The organism is Sphingomonas sp. LR59 (genome assembly GCF_036855945.1).
Taxonomy (GTDB): Bacteria; Pseudomonadota; Alphaproteobacteria; order Sphingomonadales; family Sphingomonadaceae; genus Sphingomonas.
On record NZ_JASPFL010000001.1, the window covers coordinates 2688271 to 2707205 of the forward strand.

At 65.8% G+C, this 18935-nt stretch carries 11 protein-coding genes and 1 pseudogene; 8 read left to right on the forward strand and 4 right to left on the reverse strand.

Features of this window, described 5'->3' with window-relative positions:
- Positions 1-33: 33 nt before the first annotated feature.
- Positions 34-708 (reverse strand): ribose-5-phosphate isomerase RpiA, encoded by a 675-nt coding sequence (rpiA, locus tag QP164_RS12485; protein WP_333923343.1) that lies wholly within the window; start codon positions 706-708, stop codon positions 34-36.
- Positions 709-1278: 570 nt separating this feature from the next.
- Here rpiA and QP164_RS12490 point away from each other — a divergent pair.
- The 3 genes and pseudogenes from QP164_RS12490 to QP164_RS12500 all read left to right on the forward strand — a co-directional run bounded on the left by QP164_RS12490 (position 1279) and on the right by QP164_RS12500 (position 7381).
- A complete protein-coding gene (locus QP164_RS12490; RefSeq protein WP_435368407.1) occupies positions 1279-2511 on the forward strand; it encodes an efflux RND transporter periplasmic adaptor subunit in 1233 nt (410 codons plus the stop codon).
- 6 nt (positions 2512-2517) lie between these two features.
- Entirely contained in the window at positions 2518-5796 is a 3279-nt protein-coding gene (locus QP164_RS12495) for an efflux RND transporter permease subunit (protein WP_333923344.1), read from the forward strand.
- Positions 5793-7381: pseudogene (locus QP164_RS12500) on the forward strand (efflux transporter outer membrane subunit). Before QP164_RS12495 ends, QP164_RS12500 begins: the two are co-directional and overlap by 4 nt.
- Before the next feature lie 502 nt (positions 7382-7883).
- On the opposite strand, the gene QP164_RS12505 reads toward QP164_RS12500, so the two are convergent.
- Complete coding sequence (locus QP164_RS12505) at positions 7884-8471, reverse strand: 3'-5' exonuclease (RefSeq protein WP_333923345.1); 588 nt, start codon at positions 8469-8471, stop codon at positions 7884-7886.
- A 4-nt stretch (positions 8472-8475) separates the two neighbouring features.
- Positions 8476-9615 carry a Gfo/Idh/MocA family protein gene (locus QP164_RS12510; RefSeq protein WP_333923346.1) on the reverse strand — a complete coding sequence of 380 codons (1140 nt, stop codon included), beginning with the start codon at positions 9613-9615 and terminating at the stop codon, positions 8476-8478.
- Positions 9616-9816: 201 nt separating this feature from the next.
- Here QP164_RS12510 and QP164_RS12515 point away from each other — a divergent pair, with 201 nt between their 5' ends.
- The 4 genes from QP164_RS12515 (at position 9817) to QP164_RS12530 (ending at position 18270) form a co-directional block, all read left to right on the forward strand.
- On the forward strand, positions 9817-12531 hold the full coding sequence (locus QP164_RS12515) for an EAL domain-containing protein (RefSeq protein ID WP_333923347.1): 2715 nt from the start codon (positions 9817-9819) through the stop codon (positions 12529-12531).
- A gap of 210 nt (positions 12532-12741) precedes the next feature.
- Positions 12742-13467, forward strand: a complete 726-nt coding sequence (locus tag QP164_RS12520) for a haloacid dehalogenase type II (RefSeq protein ID WP_333923348.1) — start codon at positions 12742-12744, stop codon at positions 13465-13467.
- 105 nt (positions 13468-13572) lie between these two features.
- Complete coding sequence (locus QP164_RS12525) at positions 13573-15678, forward strand: ATP-binding protein (protein WP_333923349.1); 2106 nt, start codon at positions 13573-13575, stop codon at positions 15676-15678.
- A 705-nt stretch (positions 15679-16383) separates the two neighbouring features.
- Positions 16384-18270 (forward strand): ribonucleoside-diphosphate reductase subunit alpha, encoded by a 1887-nt coding sequence (locus QP164_RS12530; RefSeq protein ID WP_443027441.1) that lies wholly within the window; start codon positions 16384-16386, stop codon positions 18268-18270.
- Positions 18271-18408: 138 nt separating this feature from the next.
- On the opposite strand, the gene QP164_RS12535 is transcribed toward QP164_RS12530, so the two are convergent.
- Positions 18409-18669 (reverse strand): DUF2171 domain-containing protein, encoded by a 261-nt coding sequence (locus QP164_RS12535; RefSeq protein ID WP_056055125.1) that lies wholly within the window; start codon positions 18667-18669, stop codon positions 18409-18411.
- Positions 18670-18725: 56 nt separating this feature from the next.
- On the opposite strand from QP164_RS12535, the gene QP164_RS12540 reads away from it, so the two are divergent.
- Positions 18726-18929: a hypothetical protein gene (locus QP164_RS12540; RefSeq protein WP_132736349.1), complete on the forward strand. Its 204-nt coding sequence runs from the start codon at positions 18726-18728 to the stop codon at positions 18927-18929.
- Positions 18930-18935 lie beyond the last annotated feature (6 nt).

Genomic DNA, 18935 nt, shown 5'->3' on the forward strand with positions numbered 1-18935 from the left:
CGCATCCGATCTGGTTGCCAACATAGGATGCCTTTAGTCGGATGCACCCGTCCGTTCCAGTCGCGTAACGACGCCATCGGTGGCAATATACGCGGCATCGACCTCGTCGAGGAACAGTCCGTGGCCGAGAATGCCGGGGATCGCGGAGAGGGTGGCGGCGGTTGCGCGGGGATCTTCGAGCGTGGCGAAGTGGCAATCGATGACGAGATTGCCTTGGTCCGTCCGGTAGTTGTCGCGGACGACGGGCGCGGCCCCCATGTCGGTGATGACACGCATCACATAGGCAACACCGAACGGCAGAACCTCGACCGGCAGCTTGGCCGCGCCGATCCGGTCGACCCGTTTGGAGCCGTCCGCGATCACGACCATCCGTGCCGAGCTTGCGGCGACGATCTTCTCCCGCAGCATCGCCCCGCCTGCGCCCTTGATGGCAAAACAGCGGGCGTCGATCTCGTCCGCGCCGTCGATCGTGAGGTCGACATGCGCGATAGTGGCGAAGTCGAGAATCTCGATGCCGAGTTCGCGGGCGAGTTTGCCGGAAGCTTCGGAGGTGACGACCGCGCGAATCTGCAGACCTGCTGCGACCCGTTCGCCAAGTGCTCTGATCGCGAACGCCGCTGTCGAGCCGGTGCCCAGCCCGACGAGCATCCCGTCCCGCACCTCGGCCACGGCCGCAACGGCAGCCGCCTTCTTGTCGTCATCGATCATCTCAGCCGCCCCAAAAACATCCATCGCACTAACGAACCAACCGTCATCCTGACGAAAGTCAGGACCCAGAGCCACAAACGATCCCCTCGCAACTCTGGATCCTGACTTTCGTCAGGATGACGGGATGCGCGCAGGGGGCGAGCCCCCCCCCACCACCACCCCGGCGGAGGCCGGGCCCAATTGGGGAACGTTGCTAACGGAGCGCCGTACCTCGTCACCACGACCTTTCCGATTGGACCCCGGCCTACGCCGGGGAGGTGCGGTGGATCAGGATGGTGCGGCGCTCAGGGGTAGGTCGTGACTGCATAGTGCTGCGTGTGGATACGGGAGCGCGCCCCTTCCTTGTTCTCCCGCGAAGGCGGGAGCCCAGTCTGGATCCCCGCCTTCGCGGGGAAACAATCTTTCTGTGTCCGGGCCCTTCACCCTCAAACACCCCCAACCAGTCAAACAGGTTACTCTTTCTTCCCTATTTCTCGCCCCCGCTTTTCAACTGACATACTTCTGGTACATCCTCGTGGTTTAGCCCGACCAACAGCTGCCCACACCGATCGCGAGCGGATACCACACTTGATAGCCACACGATTTTCCACGCGGCAGTGCGCCCTCCTGCTCGTACCCGCACTCGCGCTCGCCGCCTGTTCCGGCGGCGGTGACAAAGCCCAGAGTAAGGGCAAGGCCGGCCAACCGGGCCAGGGCACGCCGACCGTCGGCTATGTCGTCGTCCAGCCGACCAGCGTCGCGATGACCACCGAACTCAGCGGCCGCACCACCGCGTTCGAAAGCTCGGACGTGCGGCCCCAGGTCACCGGCATCATCCGCCGGCGGTTCTTCACCGAGGGTACGCTCGTCAAGAAGGGCCAGCCGCTCTACGAGATCGACCCGCGCCTCTATCGCGCCGCCGCCAACGAGGCGCAGGCCAACCTCCAGAGCGCGCGCGCCAACCAGCAGGCGCAAAACATTCTCGCCCAGCGCTACAAGCCGCTCGCCGAGATGGAGGCGATCAGCAAGCAGGACTATACCAACGCAGTCGCCACCTCGCGCCAGGCGACAGCCTCGGTCGCGCAGACCCGCGCCGCGCTCGATACCGCGCAGATCAACCTCAAGTTCACGACCGTCCCCGCGCCGATCACCGGGCGCATCGGCCGTTCGCTGTTCACCGTCGGCGCGCTCGTCTCCGCGACGCAGACCGATCCGCTCGCGCAGATCCAGCGGCTCGACCCGATGTTTGTCGACATCCAGCAATCCTCGGGCGACCTGCTCGCGCTGCGTCGCTCGCTCGGCCAGAACGGCATCGTCGCCACCCGCGCCGAAGTCCGCCTGACGCTCGAGGACGGCAGCGGATACGGTGCGACCGGCACCGTCGAGTTCGCCGAAGCGCTGGTCAATACCGAGACGGGCACCGTGACGCTGCGCGCGCGCTTCCCCAATCCGCAGGGGCTGCTGCTGCCCGGCATGTTCGTCCAGGCCAAGTTCGCGCAGGCGATCAACCAGCGCGCGTTCCTCGTGCCGCAGGCGGGCGTGTCGCGCGACGCGAAGGGCAATGCGACGGTCTACGTCGTCGATGCCAACAACAAGGCGGTGCAGAAGAAGATCAAGGCCGACCGCACGCAGGGCGCGTTCTGGGTGGTCACCAGCGGGCTCAACCCCGGCGATCGGATCATCACGCAGGGCCTGTCGAAGATCGCCCCGAACCAGGGCGTGAAGCCGGTGCCGGAAAACACCGCGCAAAAGATCGAAGCGCCCAAGGACGATGGCTCGGGCGGGTCCTCCGGTGGCGATTCCAGCCAGAAAAAGGCCGGCTAAGCCCTTATGTTGTCCCGTGTCTTCATCGATCGCCCGATCTTCGCCTGGGTGCTCGCGATCATCGTGATGCTTGGCGGCATCGGCGCGATCATGAGCCTGCCGATCGCGCAGTACCCCGACGTCGCGCCGCCGCAGGTGACCGTCCGCGCGACCTTCCCGGGTGCCAACGCGCAGACGATCCAGAACAGCGTCACGCAGGTCGTCGAGCAATCGCTGACCGGTATCGACGGGCTGATCTATTTCAGCTCGTCCTCATCGTCGCGCGGCTCGGTGACGATCACCGTGACGTTCGAGAAGGGCACCGATCCCGACATCGCGCAGGTCCAGGTCCAGAACCAGGTCCAGCAGACGCTCTCCCGCCTCCCCACGCAGGTCCAGCAGCAGGGCCTGGTCGTCCGAAAATCGAACCCGGACAATCTTCTGATCGTCGGCGTCTATGACGAGACCGACAAGCTGACCAACCAGGACGTCTCCGACTATCTGGTCTCGAATCTGCAGGACCCGCTCGGCCGTATTCCCGGGATCGGCGACAGCAACGTCTTCGGCGCGCAATACGCGATGCGGATCTGGCTGAACCCGAACAAGCTCGCCAGCTACCAGCTGATCCCGAGCGACGTGACCACCGCGATCCAGGCGCAGAACACCGAAGTCGCCGCCGGCGAACTCGGTGGGCAACCCCAGCCCGACACGCAGATGCTCAACGCGACCGTCACCGCACAGTCGCGCCTCCAGACGCCCGAGCAGTTCGCCAACATCATCCTGAAGACCACCAACGACAGCGCCGTGGTCAAGCTGCGCGACGTCGCCCGGATCGAACTGGGCGCGGAGAATTACAACGCGCGCAGCCGCGTGAATGCGCATCCCGGCGCCGGTATCGCGGTGCTGCTCGCGCCGGGCGCCGACGCGCTCAAGACCGCCGAACTGGTCAAGGCGTTCGTCGCCAAGTCCGCCAAGAGCTTCCCGCCCGGCCTGAAATTCGCCTACGCCAACGACACGACGGACTTCATCAAGCTGTCGATCGACGAGGTCGTCAAGACGCTGATCGAGGCCGTCATCCTCGTCGTCATCGTCATGTTCGTGTTCCTGCAAAGCTGGCGCGCGACGCTGATCCCGACGATCGCGGTCCCGGTCGTGCTGCTCGGCACGTTCGGCGTGTTCTATCTCGCCGGCTTCTCGATCAACACGTTGACGCTGTTCGGGCTCGTGCTCGCGATCGGCCTGCTGGTCGACGACGCGATCGTCGTGGTCGAGAACGTGGAGCGTTTGATGGAAGAGAATCCCGAGATGACGCCTCGGGAGGCGACGATCGAGTCGATGAACGAGATCACCGTCGCGCTGGTCGCGATCGCGCTGGTGCTGTCCGCGGTGTTCCTGCCGATGGCGTTCTTCGGCGGCTCGACCGGCGTGATCTACCGCCAGTTCTCGCTGACGATGGTGTCGGCGATGGTCCTGTCGGTGCTGGTCGCGCTGATCCTCTCGCCCGCCCTCACCGCGACGTTGCTCAAGCAGAAGCAGAAGGACGCGGACGGCAACACCGAGAAAAGCTGGGGCGAACGTAAATTCCCCAAGGTGGCGCACTTTTTCACGCGCGCGGGCGACAAGTTCAACGACGGGTTCGAGAAGGGCACGCAGAAATACACCAGTGCGGTCCAGTCGGTGATCGACCGCAAATGGCTGTTCCTGCTGATCTACGCGGTGATCGTCGCGGTGCTCGCGGTGCTGTTCCTGCGGCTGCCGACGGGCTTCCTGCCGACCGAGGACCAGGGCTCGGGCATCGTCCAGTTCCAGCTTCCCGCCGGCGCCACGCAAGGCCGTACCTTCGCGCTGCAGAAGCAGATCGAGCAATATTACTACACCAACGAGAAGGCCAACGTCCGCACGATGTTCACCGTCAGCGGTGGCGGCGGTGGCGGTGCGAGCGGCCAAAACACGGGCCAGGGCTTCATCGCGTTCGCGCCGTGGGACGATCGCAAGGGCAAGGAAAACACCGCGGAGGCGATCACCGGTCGCGCGTCGAAGGCGTTCGCTGGCTTCCGCGACGCGCAGGTCTATTCGCTGGTGCCACCGGCGGTCCGCGGTCTCGGTTCGTCGAACGGCTTCACGATGGAGTTGCAGAACGCCGGTGGGCTCAGCCAGGCCGAGTTCAACGCCGCGCGCGACAAGCTGCTCGCGCTCGCCCGCGCCGACTCGTCGCTGACCGCGATCCGCCTGACCGAACTGCCCGACGTCGCCACGTTGCGCGTCGATGCCGATCAGCAGAAGCTCTCCACGCTCGGCCTCACGCAGGCGAACGTGAACACGACGCTGTCGACCGCCTGGGGTGGTCAGTACGTCAACGACTTCATCGACCGTGGTCGCGTCAAGCGCGTCTATGTCCAGGGCGACGCGCAGTTCCGCGCGCAGCCGTCCGACCTGAGCCAATGGTTCGTGCGCGGCTCGAACGGCCAGATGGCGCCATTCTCGTCGTTCGCGAAGACGAGCTGGGGCCAGGCACCGACCACCTTGTCGCGGTTCAACGGTATCGCCTCGTACGAAATCCAGGGCTCGGGCGCGCCGGGCGTCAGCTCGGGCGACGCGATGAACCGGATCGCCGAGCTTGCCGGCCAGATCCCCGGCACGTCGGTAGCATGGTCCGGCCTGTCGTATCAGGAACGCCTGTCCTCGGGTCAGGCACCGATCCTCTACGGGCTGTCGCTGCTGGTCGTCTTCCTGTGCCTCGCCGCACTCTACGAGAGCTGGTCGATCCCGATCGCTGTCCTCCTCGTCATCCCGCTCGGTCTGGTCGGCGCGATCCTCGCCGTCACGCTGCGTGGCCTGATCAACGACGTGTATCTCCAGATCGGCCTGCTGACGACGATGGGCCTGGCCGCGAAGAACGCGATCCTGATGATCGAGTTCGCCGAGCAGGAGGAAAAGAAGGGCAAGCGCGTCATCGAGGCGGCGCTGTCCGCGGCGAAGATCCGGTTGCGCCCGATCCTGATGACGTCGTTCGCGTTCATCCTCGGTGTGTTGCCCTTGGCGCTGTCGACCGGTGCAGGCGCGAACAGCCGTATCGCGATCGGGACGGCAGTGGTCGGCGGCATGCTGACCGCGACGATCCTCGCGATCTTCTACATCCCGCTGTTCTTCGTCCTCGTCCGCCGCGGCGCGCGGGACGGCATCGCCAAGCTGCGGGGCAAGCCGACCGGCTTCCAGGGCCATGACGACCATGGATCCGATGGCGATCACAACGAACCGCTCGGACCACCCGAACCACAGGGCCCTCACCGGCCGGAGCCCGCATGATGCGCTCGCTAGTCCTGATCCTCGCCGCCTCGACCGCGCTCGCCGGCTGCTCTCTCGCGCCGAAATACGCGCGCACCGAGCTTCCCGTGCCGCCCTCGCTCCCGGTCGGCGACGCATATCTGCGCCAGTCCGAGGCGGCGTTGCCCGCGATCACCTACCGCGACGTCTTCAAGGACCCACGGCTCCAGCAGATCATCGTCCAGGCGCTCGCCAACAACCGCGATCTCCGCGTCGCCGCCGCCAACATCGCCTCGACCCGCGCGCAGTACCGCATCCAGCGCGCCGACCTGTTGCCGCAGGTCGATGCCAGTGGCCGCTATACCTATTCGGGCGGCGGCAACGGCACGCGCAACACCGTCACGAGCGGCACGGGTAGTGGGACAGGCACCGGTACCGGCGGAACGGGTACTGGGACCGGCGGCACCGGCACGGGCGCGGGCGGCGTCGGAACGGGCACCGGTTCGACCGGGTCGGTGGTCAGTTCCTCCAGCTCGAACAGTTCGTTCTCGGTGGACCTCGGCACGACCGCGTTCGAGCTCGACCTGTTCGGTCGCATTCGCTCGCTCACCAGCGCCGCGCTCGATCGCTATTTCGCGACCGAAGCCGCCGCGCGCGCCACCCGCCTGACACTCGTTGGCGACATCGCCGACGCGTGGCTCACCTACGCGTCGGACCAGAGCCTGCTCAAGATCGCGCAGGACACGGTGACGAGTTCGCAGCGGAGCGTCACGCTGACCAACGCGCGACTGCGCGGCGGCGTGGCCCCGCGCACCGATCTTCGCCAGGCGCAGCAGATCCTGTTCACCGCGCAGTCCGACCTCGCGCAGCAACGCACCGCGCTTGCGCAGGACGTCAACGCGCTGCAATTGCTCGTCGGTGCGCCGGTCGACGCCAGCCTGTTGCCCGCCTCGATCGAACAGGCCCTGCCGACCGTCGCCACGCTCCCGGCCGGGCTCGACAGCAGCATCCTTCTGCGTCGTCCAGACGTCGTCGAATCCGAATATCAACTCCGCGCCACCAACGCCGAGATCGGCGCAGCCCGCGCGGAACTGTTCCCGAAGATCTCGCTGACCGGCATCCTCGGGTTCGCCAGCACGTCGCTGACCTCGCTGTTCAGCGGCGGCGCGTTCAACTATTCGGTCGCGCCTTCGGTCAGCTACCCGATCTTCCGCGCCGGCGCCGGTATCGCCGGGGTCGCCTATTCGAAGGCGCAACGCGACGCCGCGCTTGCGACCTACGAGAAGACGATCCAGACCGCGTTCCAAGAGACTGCCGACGCGCTCGCACGGCAGGGCACGATCGCCGACCAGCTGAAGGCGAACCAGAATTTCTCGGAGGCGGCTCTGGACACGTATCGCCTTTCGGACGCGCGCTATCGCGGGGGATCGACACCTTCCTCAACTCGCTCGACGCGCAACGCTCGCTCTACACCGCGCAGCGTAATCTCGTCGCGACGCAGCTCGTCGGCGCGAGCAACCGCGTGACGCTCTACCGGGTGCTGGGCGGAGATTCGACGCTGGAAGCGACGGCAGGCGGACCACAACCGGTGACGATGAGCGGCGCGCCGAGGGCGGAGACGAACTGAGGCCGCCCAACCCGTCATCCCAGCGAAAGCTGGGATCTCCCGGTCAGGCGGGCGCCGCAACCCAAGCGGGATACCCCAGCTTTCGCTGGGGTGACGGACAAGAGTAGGTCGGCGCCGCAACTTCAAACACGCCGCTACCCGTCCACGACATCCGCTACCCGTCCACAACATCCGTCATCCCAGCGGAAGCTGGGATCTCCCTCTCAGGCGGGTGTCGCGACACAAGCGGGATACCCCAGCTTTCGCTGGGGTGACGTTGGAGGACAGGCGTCGATTCAACGCCGAGGAACACTTGCTCCATTGTTCTCCCGCGAGGGCGGGAGCCCAGTCTGGGTGCCCGCCTTCGCGGGGAAACATGGTTTGAACGTGCCGCTTGCTTGGTGTCGCTGAAACACCACCCCGGCGAAGGCCGGGGCCCAATTGGCACGGTCGTCGTAACGACACGCCGCCCGCACTTATTAACCGCTCCCAATTGGGCCCCGGCCTGCGCCGGGGTGGTGCCTCAGACGGGCCCGTGCTCGGTATTGCCAGTCAGCGCCCCATAGTCCCTCGCCCGCTTCTGCGCCTCGACCCGCACCTCCAGCCACTGCGCCAATTCCGCCTTCGCATCGGCCAGCGCCCGGTGATCCGGCACCCGCCCGTTCCGCCGCTGCGACACCTCGCCGACCACCTCCCGCGCGAGAGCCTCGCGCGCCGCCGCCGGCTCGACATCCGCGAGACACGCCCGCGCCGCCTCCAGTTGCGCCTCATCGCTATCGCGCAACCGCAGCACGCGACGCGGCTGGCCACCAGCCCGCAACAGCGTGCTCAGCCATTTCCCATCCCAGGACGGCGCGCTCGCCAGCAGATCGTGGCCAGCCAGCGCCTCCACCATCCGCGCCGCAACCGCCCGGTGGTCCTCGCCCTCGTCCTCCAAAACCCGCCGCTCGATCCCATGGATCGCCTGCGCCGCCGGATCCCAGTCGGTCCACTCCGGCGCAGGCTTAATCAGATGGCTCTCCGACGTGCCATCCTCGAACACCCACGCCACCTCGATCGGATAACTCTTCTTCCCCAGCGACGACGCTTCGAAATCGAGGAAGGCGAGCATCGCCTCAGCCGGTCGGGCTGGCGGCGTGGACGAGCTTGGGCTCCTTGATCGGCGACAGCGTCTGCTCCTGATCCGCCGAGATCCGACGCGACCGCACGAACGGCGGCAACGTCACCGGCCCACGCGTCTTCAGCGCCTCCAGTACGCCCTCGATGACGCGCAGATCGGCAAGCCCCTCCTCGGCATCGGGCTCTGGATCGCGGTCTTCAAGGATGCAGTCGGAGAAATAGCGCATCTCGCCGCCGAACTGATCGGTCGGCTTGAAGCTCTCGTGGCTCTTCTTCTCGCCGATCGTCACGCGCTGCTCCATGGCGTCGCCGAAGCCGTACGCCGGGTCCATATGGATGCTGCCCTCGGTGCCCGAAATCGTCAGGCTGTCGACGTTGTTCGCCGCATAGGAGACCGTGAACTGCGCGAGCCGATCGCCGGGAAAGCGCAACGTCACCGCGAACGTGTCGTCGAGATCGCCCAGCCCCAGTTCGGGATGCCGCGTGGCGACCGCCGAGACCACTTCAGTCGGCTCCGCCCCGAACAGATAGCGCGTTGCGCTGATAGGGTACGGCGCCATGTCGAACAGCGGCCCGGCGGTGATGCCGTTCTTGACGCGATGGTTGGCCGGATCGACCTTCTGCGTGAAGCACGAGGTGAACGCGATCAGCTCGCCCAGTTCACCCGAACGGATCCGCCGGATCGCATCGAGCGTCGACGGCTCGAAATGCAGCCGGTACGCGGTCATCAGCTTGGCCGACGAGGCGCGCTCGGCATCGCGGATCGCCTCGGCCTTCTCGACCGAAATCTCGAGCGGCTTCTCCGACAGCACATGGATGCCGGCCTTCAGCGCGGGGATCGCGAACTCGGCATGGCGCCAGTTCGGCGTCCCGATATAAATCGCATCGATCAGCCCCGACGCGAGGAGTTCGTCGAACTGGTCGTAGCGATAGGTCGCCTCGACGCCGTATGTCTTACTCAGTTCACGCGCCTTGACCGGATCGTCGGTGACCAGCGCGGTGATCTCGGAATTGCCGGTATGCGCGACGCCGGGCATCATCGATGCCTGCGAGATGTCGCCGAGCCCGACGATCGCGTAGCGAACCTTCTTCTTGCCCAGCCCGAGGGCGGACGTGATCGTGGAAACTGCGCTCATGGGGAATGCCTCGGTGGATAAGGGGTCACGCGCTCAACGCGACAGCGGGCATAGCTATCCCCGAATTTTTGGACGGACGACATTACGTCCCTGCCGAGCGGGTCCCGCCGCGGGCATACCGAACGCCTTGTTTCCGTGCGAAAAACCCTTTGGCGATTTACGCGAAAGAAACCACTTCGGGTAGAGTACCGCGTCACGCGAGTGTTCGGGCTTCGCGCGCCATATCTGGCATTTTGCCCCGCCAAGGTGACGAAGACCGCGATGTACGCCCCGCTTCCCTCCGCCGATCGCCGTGCGCAAGACCGGCCACCCCATCTCGCAATGCGCGGGCTGTTCGGGCTGGCCGCGGATATCGGCGATCAGGTGACCGACCTGTTCGTGCTGAAGCTCGCGCAGGTCGCCGCAGTCTGGCCATTTGCCCTGGCGATCCAGATCGTCACCTGCGGTCTGCTGATCTGCCTCGCCGCCGTCGGCGATGCAGCCGACCACGCGTCGGTTGGCGCGATCATCGTGCATGGCGGCATTCTGACGCTGGCGTCGCTGCTCATTTTCGTGACGGTCCGCGCTCCCGATACGGAAGCACTGGCGCCGCACCGACGCAACTGGATCGTCACCATATGTGCGGCGATCATGGGGGCCGCACTCACATCGTTGCTCTGGTCGGTCACATCGACGCCGGACGGGCCGATCCAGTTTGGCAGCGTGATCGCGGTCGCCGGGACGATCGGCATCACCGCGGTCAGCCTTCACCCGATTCGCGCAGCGATCCTCGGCGTCGGCACCGGCCTCGTGTTCGCGCTCGCAATCCTCGCCGGCTTCGCCATTGCCGTCGCGATCGCGCTTTTGTTCTTCGGGTGCCTGATCGCGGCGACGGTCAGCCTCGCGCAGATCGATCACGCGCTCGAACTCGAGCGTGCGACCGCCTCCAACGAGGGCCGCGTCGCGGTCAAGATGATCGCCGAGTTCGAGGGCCATGGCGCCGGCTGGTTCTGGGAGGCGGATCGTCAGGGCCGCGTGACCTATCTATCCGCCAAGGTCGCGCGCGACCTGGTCCCGTCGGGCGACGCGGTCGGCCAGATGCTGACCGATCTGTTCCGGATGGACAGCGACGCGCCGGGCACCGAACGCACGCTCGCTTTCCACATCTCGTCGAGAACCTCGTTCGCCGACTATTCGGTGTGCGCCGCGGCGCAGGATTGCGAGCGATGGTGGTCGATCTCGGGTCGGCCGATGGTCGACGATCTCGGTCGATTCCAGGGTTTCATCGGCTCGGGCAGCGATCTCACAGAAAAGCGCAAGTCGGAGGCGGAGATCACGCGGCTGGCGTTGTTCGACGGGCTGACCGGGCTCGCCAACCGCCAGCGGATGCGCGTCTCGCTCGACAAGACGCTCGCGCAGAATACCGGCCCCTACCGCGCGACATCGCTGTTCCTGATGGATCTCGATCGGTTCAAGGCGGTCAACGACACGCTTGGCCACCAGGCGGGCGACACGTTGCTGCAGCAGGTCGCGCAACGGCTGCAACGCGGGGTCGGCCACGCTGGGCTGGTCGGGCGACTTGGCGGCGACGAGTTCAAGGTCGTGCTGCCGGGGATCGACAACCGCGATACGCTCGCGGTGCTCGCGCGCGACCTGATCGCGTCGTTGTCGCAGCCTTATTTCATCAGCGGTACCGCGGTCACGATCGGCTGCTCGATCGGCATCGCGATTGCGCCCAACGATGGCGATGACTCCGAAACGCTGGTTCGCAACGCCGATCTTGCGCTCTACGCCGCCAAGGGCGACGGGCGCGGCGTCCACCGGTTCTTCTCGGACGAGATGCTCGCAGGCGCACGGACGCGCAAACTGCTCGAGGACGATCTGCGGGTCGCCCTCGGGGAAGGCGCGTTCCATCTGTGCTACCAACCCGTCGTCAGCACCAAATCGGTGCGGATCGTCGGCTATGAAGCGCTGATCCGCTGGAACCACCCGACCCGTGGGCTCGTCTCTCCCGCCGACTTCATCCCCGTGGCGGAGGAATGCGGGCTGATCGAGGCGATCGGCGAATGGGTCCTGCGCACCGCGTGTTTGGAGGCGGCGCGCTGGCCCGACAGCATTCGCGTCGCGGTCAACGTCTCGCCCATACAGTTCGCCAACCCGGTCCTCCCCGCACTCGTGACCAGCGCGCTCGCGCAGTCGGGGATCGCGCCGGGCCGGCTCGAGCTCGAGATCACCGAGGGCGTGTTCCTCGACGAGACGCGCTCGTCCGAACAGATGTTCAAGGCGCTGAAAGGCGTCGGCGTCCGGCTCGCGCTCGACGATTTCGGCACCGGTTATTCGTCGCTCGGCTATCTGCGCAACGCCCCGTTCGACAAGATCAAGATCGACCAGTCGTTCGTGAAGGGCGCCGCCGAACCCGGCAACCGCAACGCCGCGATCATCAAGGCAATCGTCACGCTCGCCGACACGCTCGGCATGGAGACCACCGCCGAGGGCGTCGAGGTGCAGGACGAAATCGACCTGTTGCGCGATCTCGGGTGCAGCCACATCCAGGGCTATGTATATGGCCGTCCGGTCCGTGCCGAAGAGGCGTTGCTGCAACTCGGCGGCGAGAATGGTGCAGCGACCGCAAGCGGCTTCAAGGTCAGCCGCGCGCCACGAACCAAGATGCTGCGCTCGGCGCGTATTCTGATCGGCGGGGTACGCGGCGACGTCCGGATCCGCGACATATCGACGTCGGGCGCGATGCTCGACGGGGTAAGGATCGACGGCAATCCCGACGGTGTCGAGATGCAGATCGAACTAATCGAGGACCAACTCACCCCCGCCCGCGTCCGCTGGGCCCGCGACGGCAAGGCCGGGATCGAATTCCACGAGGCGTTCAACCTGGAACGGCTGAACCAGGGACAGGCCTCGCGCATTCGGCGCGCGGGGTGAATTAGGGCAAGCCGAAAGAAGGCGGGGCCCAACTGGGAAGGTCGTCGTGACAGAGGACGGCGTTCGCCACCCCCCCGTGCCCAAATTGGGTCCCGACCTTCACCGGGATGGGGGCCAAAGCGTCGACGACGCGCTCACCGCCAGCATGCGCAAAGGCCTCGAACTCGCCCATTCCGGGGAACCAACCCCCGCCCCCACCGTCTCTCCTCCATGGTACATCGCGCGCCCATCAAAGCCCTGGCCTTCGACGTTTTCGGCACCGTCGTCGATTGGCGCTCGGGCATCGCCCGCGAGGCGGCACCCTTCCTCGCGCGCTTGAACCGCGGCGATATCGACCCGCACCGCTTTGCCGATGGCTGGCGCAAACGCTATCAGCCGGCGCTGGAAGAAGTGCGCAGTGGTCGCCGTCCGTTCGTGATCCTCGACACGCTCCACCGCGAGGCACTGGAGGATCTGCTCCGTCATCATGCCATCGATCCCGCCACGCTCGACGAAGCCGCGCTCGTCGACCTCACGCACGCGTGGCACCGGCTCGATCCATGGCCCGATTCCGTCGAAGGCTTGACCCGGCTCAAGGCCGATGTCCCGATCGTCACGCTGAGCAACGGCAACATCGCGCTCATGCTGGACATGGCCCGCCGTGCCGGTCTTTCCTGGGACGCGATCCTCGGCGCGGAGGTCAGTCGCGTCTACAAGCCGCTCCCCGAATCCTACCTCGCCACCGCGCGGTTTCTCGGCATCGCTCCCGGCGAACTTTGCCTTATCGCCGCGCACCACAGCGACCTCGCTGCGGCGCGCGCCGCCGGCCTGCAGACCGCCTATGTCGACCGCCCTCAGGAATATGGCGGCCGCCCTGCACCCGATGCGGATGCCGCGCAGGATTGGGACTATCGCGTCGACAGCCTGACGCGTTTGGCGGACGAGCTGTGCCGATGACCCGCCGACCTGCCTGCGAACCGGTAGAAACGTGCGACGCGTCGCCGTATCGAACGCACCCCGGAGTAAAATTCGGCCTGGCGTGCGACCCGGCAGGAATTTGAGATGACCCTACAGACGGCCGAGGCCGATTTCTTGACCGGCGGCGGCGAGATGGCCGCGATGATCCGCGCGCATGACTGGTCGACGTCTCCGTTGGGGCCGATCGAGCAATGGCCGCAATCGCTGCGGTCGATCGTCTCGCTGATGCTTGCCTCGGAATTCGCGATGTGCGTCGCCTGGGGACCCGAACTCGGCTTCCTCTACAACGATCATTACGCGCGGATCCTCTACGACAAGCACCCCGCCGCGCTCGGCGGTCGGCTCGATGTCATATGGTCGGAACTCTGGTCGGACATCGGCCCGCTCGTCGACCGCGCTCTCGGCGGCAAGGCGTCGTTCTTCGAAAACCTGCCGCTGGTCACCAATCGCAAGGGCTATGACGAGGAGACCTGGTTCACCTTCTCCTATTCGCCGGTGCGCGACGAAAGCGGCGCGGTCGCCGGCATGTTCTGCTCAACCTACGAAAGCACCGAGCGAGTCCAGACCGAACGCGCACTGCGCGACGAGCGCGAGCGAATGAGCCAGATGTTCGCGCAGGCGCCGACCTTCATGGCGATGCTGCGCGGGCCCGAGCACCGGTTCGAGCTGACCAACCCCGGCTACGACAAGCTGATCGGCCACCGTGAAGTGCTGGGACGCACGGTCGCCGAGGCATTGCCCGACGCGGTCGAACAGGGGTTTCTGGACCTGCTCGACGGCGTGTTCACGAGCGGCGACGCCTTTACCGCGCGCGGCATGCTGTATGCGGTCCAGGCCGAACCCGGCGGCCCGATCGACGATCGCTATGTCGATTTCGTCTACCAACCGATCCGCGACGCGACCGGCGCGGTCGTCGGCGTGTTCGTCGAGGGCGCGGACGTCACCGATCGCAAGATGCTCGAACGCGATCTGCAATCGCTTAATGCCGACCTCGAACAGCGCGTCCGCGATCGCACGCAGGAACTGGTCGAGGCACAGGAAGCCCTCCGCCAGGCACAGAAGATGGAGGCGGTCGGCCAACTCACCGGCGGTATCGCGCACGACTTCAACAATTTGTTGCAAGGCATCACCGGCAGCCTGGAGATCGTCCAGCGCCGCGTCGCGCAAGGCCGCGTGAGCGAACTGGACCGCTTCATCACCGGCGCCACCGCCGCCGCCAACCGCGCGGCCTCGCTCACCCACCGCCTGCTCGCCTTCTCGCGCCGCCAGCCGCTCGATCCGCGCCCGGTCAAGGTCAACCCGCTGATCGCATCGCTGGAGGACCTGCTCCGCCGGACCATCGGCGAGCAGGTTGAGCTCAAGATGGTGCTCGCCGCCGGCCTCTGGACGACGCTGTGCGATCCCAACCAGCTCGAGAATTCGCTGCTCAACCTGGTCATCAACGCGCGCGATGCGATGCCGCATGGCGGCAAGCTGACGATCGAAACGGGCAACGCGCTGCTCGATGACCATTTTATCGCCAGTCAGCGCGACGTCCGCCCAGGTAGCTATGTCTGCATCTGCGTCTCGGACACCGGCACTGGCATGTCCGCGGACACGATCGCCAAGGCGTTCGAGCCGTTCTTCACCACCAAGCCGATCGGCCAGGGCACCGGGCTCGGCCTGTCGATGATATACGGCTTCGCGCGCCAGTCGGAAGGCTATGCGAGGATCTACAGCGAGGTCGGCCAGGGCACGACGATCAAGCTGTATCTGCCGCGCCATTACGGCGAAGCGGAGCAGGACGAGGCGCTGCCCTGCCTGACGCAGGATCACACCACCGACGCGGGTGAGGTCGTGCTGGTGGTCGAGGACGATACGGTCGTCCGGTCGCTGATCGTCGAGGTGCTCGGCGAGCTCGGCTATCAGGCGGTCGAGGCGCATGACGGCCCCACCGGTCTCGAACGGTTGCGGACGATGGACCGGATCGACCTGCTCGTCACCGACATCGGCCTGCCGGGGTTGAACGGCCGCCAGGTCGCCGACGCCGGCCGGGCGATGCGCCCGGGGCTGCGCGTGCTGTTCATGACCGGCTATGCGGAAAACGCCGCGCTCGCGGCGGGCTTCCTGGAACCGGGCATGTCGATGATCACCAAGCCGTTCGCGATGGAGGCGCTGGCCACGCAGATCCGGACGATCATCGAGGGCTGAGCCAGAACCCCCATCCAATGCCACCACCCCGGCGAAGGCCGGGGCCCAAATGGAAAGGTCGCAGTAACGACGCGCAGCGCTCCGTTGGCGACGTCCCCCAATTGGACCCCGGCCTCCGCCGGGGTGGTGGTGGTGGTGTGGGCGGGATCCCGAACAATTCCCGTTCCCCCGCGAAGGCGGGGGTCCAGGAATCACGCAGGACGACGCTCGCGGCTCCTGGGCCCCCGCCTCCGCGGGGGAACTAGAAACGGCGGAAGTCACTCAACGCCCCCCCGCCCTGCGTTACAACCAAAGCAACATTTGCCACTTTGACCCCTGAAATAATTTTTCGTTCCCGCCCCGTTCCCTTGCACATCGCGAACCCCGCAGAACTCCACGCGTCGCGAATCCTCGGCTCGCTCAACCCGCTCACGAACACGACGAACCGAACCCCCGACACCCCCGCACCCCCTTGCGTCTCATCGCGCTTTGGCACAATCTCTTGGGGTTGCGTTCGGGGGCGGACCCAATCGCTGGTAGAACAACCTTCGCATAGTCCTGTGCGATATGACCGTAAGCGCGCCTTCCACCGCCGCGATGGTCACTTTTTGTTCTCCCGTTAGGGGCCGTCCGATGGTAGCATGGCGACAGGCGACCGATTCGAACGAATACAGAACACTAGGAGCGGTTTCGATGGATTTCAGAGACAGCAGCCGGGATAGCGACATGACCACAGACACGATCGAACAAGCAGCCCCCACCATCGAAGCCGAGGCTCCGAAGGCCCCGCGCCAGGCGCAGGACAGCCACTCCGTGCGCGCGCAGATCTACCCGGTCGAGGTCGATCACAGCCGCGACGCGCTGCTGACCGAATTCGGCAAGGACACGCTGAAGGATCGCTACCTGCTCCCGGGCGAGAGCTACCAGGACCTGTTCGTCCGTGTCGCCTCCGCGTACGCAGATGACGCCGGCCACGCGCAGCGTCTCTACGACGCGATCTCGAAGCTCTGGTTCATGCCCGCCACCCCCGTTCTGTCGAACGGCGGCACCGGCCGCGGCCTGCCGATCTCGTGCTACCTCAACTCGGTCCCCGATAGCCTCGGCGGCATCGTCGACACTTGGAACGAGAATGTCTGGCTCGCCTCGCGCGGCGGCGGCATCGGCACCTATTGGGGCAATGTCCGCGGCATCGGCGAGCCGGTCGGCCTCAACGGCAAGACCAGCGGCATCATCCCGTTCGTCCGCGTCATGGATTCGCTGACCCTCGCGATCAGCCAGGGTTCGCTGCGTCGCGGTTCGGCCGCGGTCTATCTCGACGTCTCGCACCCCGAGATCGAGGAATTCCTCGAAATCCGCAAACCCTCGGGCGATTTCAACCGCAAGGCGCTGAACCTCCACCACGGCGTGCTGATCACCGACGACTTCATGGAAGCCGTCCGCAATGGCGAGGAATGGCATCTCCGCTCGCCGAAGGACCAGGCGATCCGCGCCACCGTCGATGCGCGCTCGCTGTTCCAGAAGCTCGTCGAGACCCGCCTCCAGACCGGCGAGCCGTACATCGTCTTCGCCGATCACGTGAACAAGGCGATGCCCAAGCATCACCGCGAGCTCGGCCTCAAGGTCTCGACCTCGAACCTGTGCTCGGAGATCACGCTGCCGACCGGCAAGGATCACCTCGGCAACGAGCGTACCGCGGTGTGCTGCCTGTCGTCGCTGAACCTCGAGACGTGGGATCAGTGGAAGGACGAGAAGGGCCTGATCGAGGACGTCATGCGCTTCCTCGACAACGTCCTGCAGGACTATATCGACCGCCACGAGCCCGGCATGGAACGCGCCGCCTACAGCGCGGGCCGCGAGCGCTCGGTCGGGCTCGGCGTGATGGGCTTCCACAGCTTCCTCCAGGCACGCGGCATCCCGTTCGAGGGCGCGATGGCGAAGTCGTGGAACCTGCGCATGTTCAAGCACATCAGCAGCCAGGCCAACGAAGCCTCGATGCAGCTCGCGATCGAGCGTGGCCCCTGCCCCGATGCCGCCGATGTCGGCGCGATGGAGCGGTTCAGCTGCAAGATGGCGATCGCACCGACCGCGTCGATCTCGATCATCTGCGGCGGCACGTCGGCGTGCATCGAGCCGATCCCGGCGAACATCTACACGCACAAGACGCTGTCGGGCAGCTTCTCGATCAAGAATCCGTATCTCGAAAAGATGCTGAGCGAGAAGTCGAAGAATTCTGACGCCGTCTGGAACTCGATCCTCGAACAAGGCGGTTCGGTCCAGCATCTCGACTTCCTCTCGGTCGAGGAAAAGGACTGCTACAAGACGTCGTTCGAGATCGATCAGCGCTGGCTGCTCGAACTCGCCGCGGATCGTACGCCGTACATCGACCAGGCGCAGTCGCTGAACCTGTTCATCCCGGCGGACGTCGAGAAGTGGGATCTGCTCATGCTTCACTTCCGCGCGTGGGAGCTCGGCATCAAGTCGCTCTACTACCTGCGTTCGAAGTCGGTCCAGCGCGCGGGCTTCGCCGGCGGCGTCGAGGCGGACAACACGATCGACCTGCGCCAGATCGACGTCGAGTCGAAGGATTACGATGAGTGCCTTGCCTGCCAGTAAGGCCTCTCGGCGTTCAAGCGTGACCCCGGCCCGTGCATCACGGACCGGGGCGCGCCTGACGCAAAAACCCCGGCCCGCGCGAAGCGGACCGGGGTTCGGGTTGGCTATGCGGCGCGTTCGATACGCACCGCGTTCGCGTCAGGCCTCTTCTTCGAACGTCACCGCCACGTCGGCGTTGGCGGAAAGCCGGACCTTGCCGTCCTCGATATCCGCAACCAGCCCGAGCGAGATGAAGTGATGATGCCCTTCATGGCTGCCCGTGCCCTCGACGACCTGCGCGCCCGAGTCCTTCTTGGTCAGCTTGATGCGGTTGCCTTCGACCTTGTCGACGGTGCCGACATGGACGCCGTCCGCGCCGATGACTTCGGCATGTTCCTGGATCTTGGTTGCATCGACCATGGTCGTTCTCCTGTTTGGGGTTCGGGTGCTGAACGCGCGCCGGGCGAGTTGGTCGCATGACGTATGGTTCAGCTATCATGTTCGTGGTCGCAGGCGTGCTCGGAATCGTCGGCACCGCGATGCTGCTCCGTTTGCGCAGCCCGAGCATCACCGAGCAACAGACCTACGCGTTCCGCATGATCGGCATCATGCTCACCTCGGGCGCGATCGTCCTCGCAATGTCCGCCGCCGCGATGTGGCAATGGAGCACCGAGACATGAAACACG

Coding starts and splice junctions, on each gene's coding strand:
- rpiA (WP_333923343.1), bottom strand. CDS start 708: ATGATCGATGACGACAAGAAGGCGGCTGCCGTTGCGGCCGTGGCCGAG.
- QP164_RS12495 (WP_333923344.1), top strand. CDS start 2,518: ATGTTGTCCCGTGTCTTCATCGATCGCCCGATCTTCGCCTGGGTGCTC.
- QP164_RS12505 (WP_333923345.1), bottom strand. CDS start 8,471: ATGCTCGCCTTCCTCGATTTCGAAGCGTCGTCGCTGGGGAAGAAGAGT.
- QP164_RS12510 (WP_333923346.1), bottom strand. CDS start 9,615: ATGAGCGCAGTTTCCACGATCACGTCCGCCCTCGGGCTGGGCAAGAAG.
- QP164_RS12520 (WP_333923348.1), top strand. CDS start 12,742: ATGGTACATCGCGCGCCCATCAAAGCCCTGGCCTTCGACGTTTTCGGC.
- QP164_RS12525 (WP_333923349.1), top strand. CDS start 13,573: ATGACCCTACAGACGGCCGAGGCCGATTTCTTGACCGGCGGCGGCGAG.
- QP164_RS12530 (WP_443027441.1), top strand. CDS start 16,384: ATGACCACAGACACGATCGAACAAGCAGCCCCCACCATCGAAGCCGAG.
- QP164_RS12535 (WP_056055125.1), bottom strand. CDS start 18,669: ATGGTCGATGCAACCAAGATCCAGGAACATGCCGAAGTCATCGGCGCG.
- QP164_RS12540 (WP_132736349.1), top strand. CDS start 18,726: ATGACGTATGGTTCAGCTATCATGTTCGTGGTCGCAGGCGTGCTCGGA.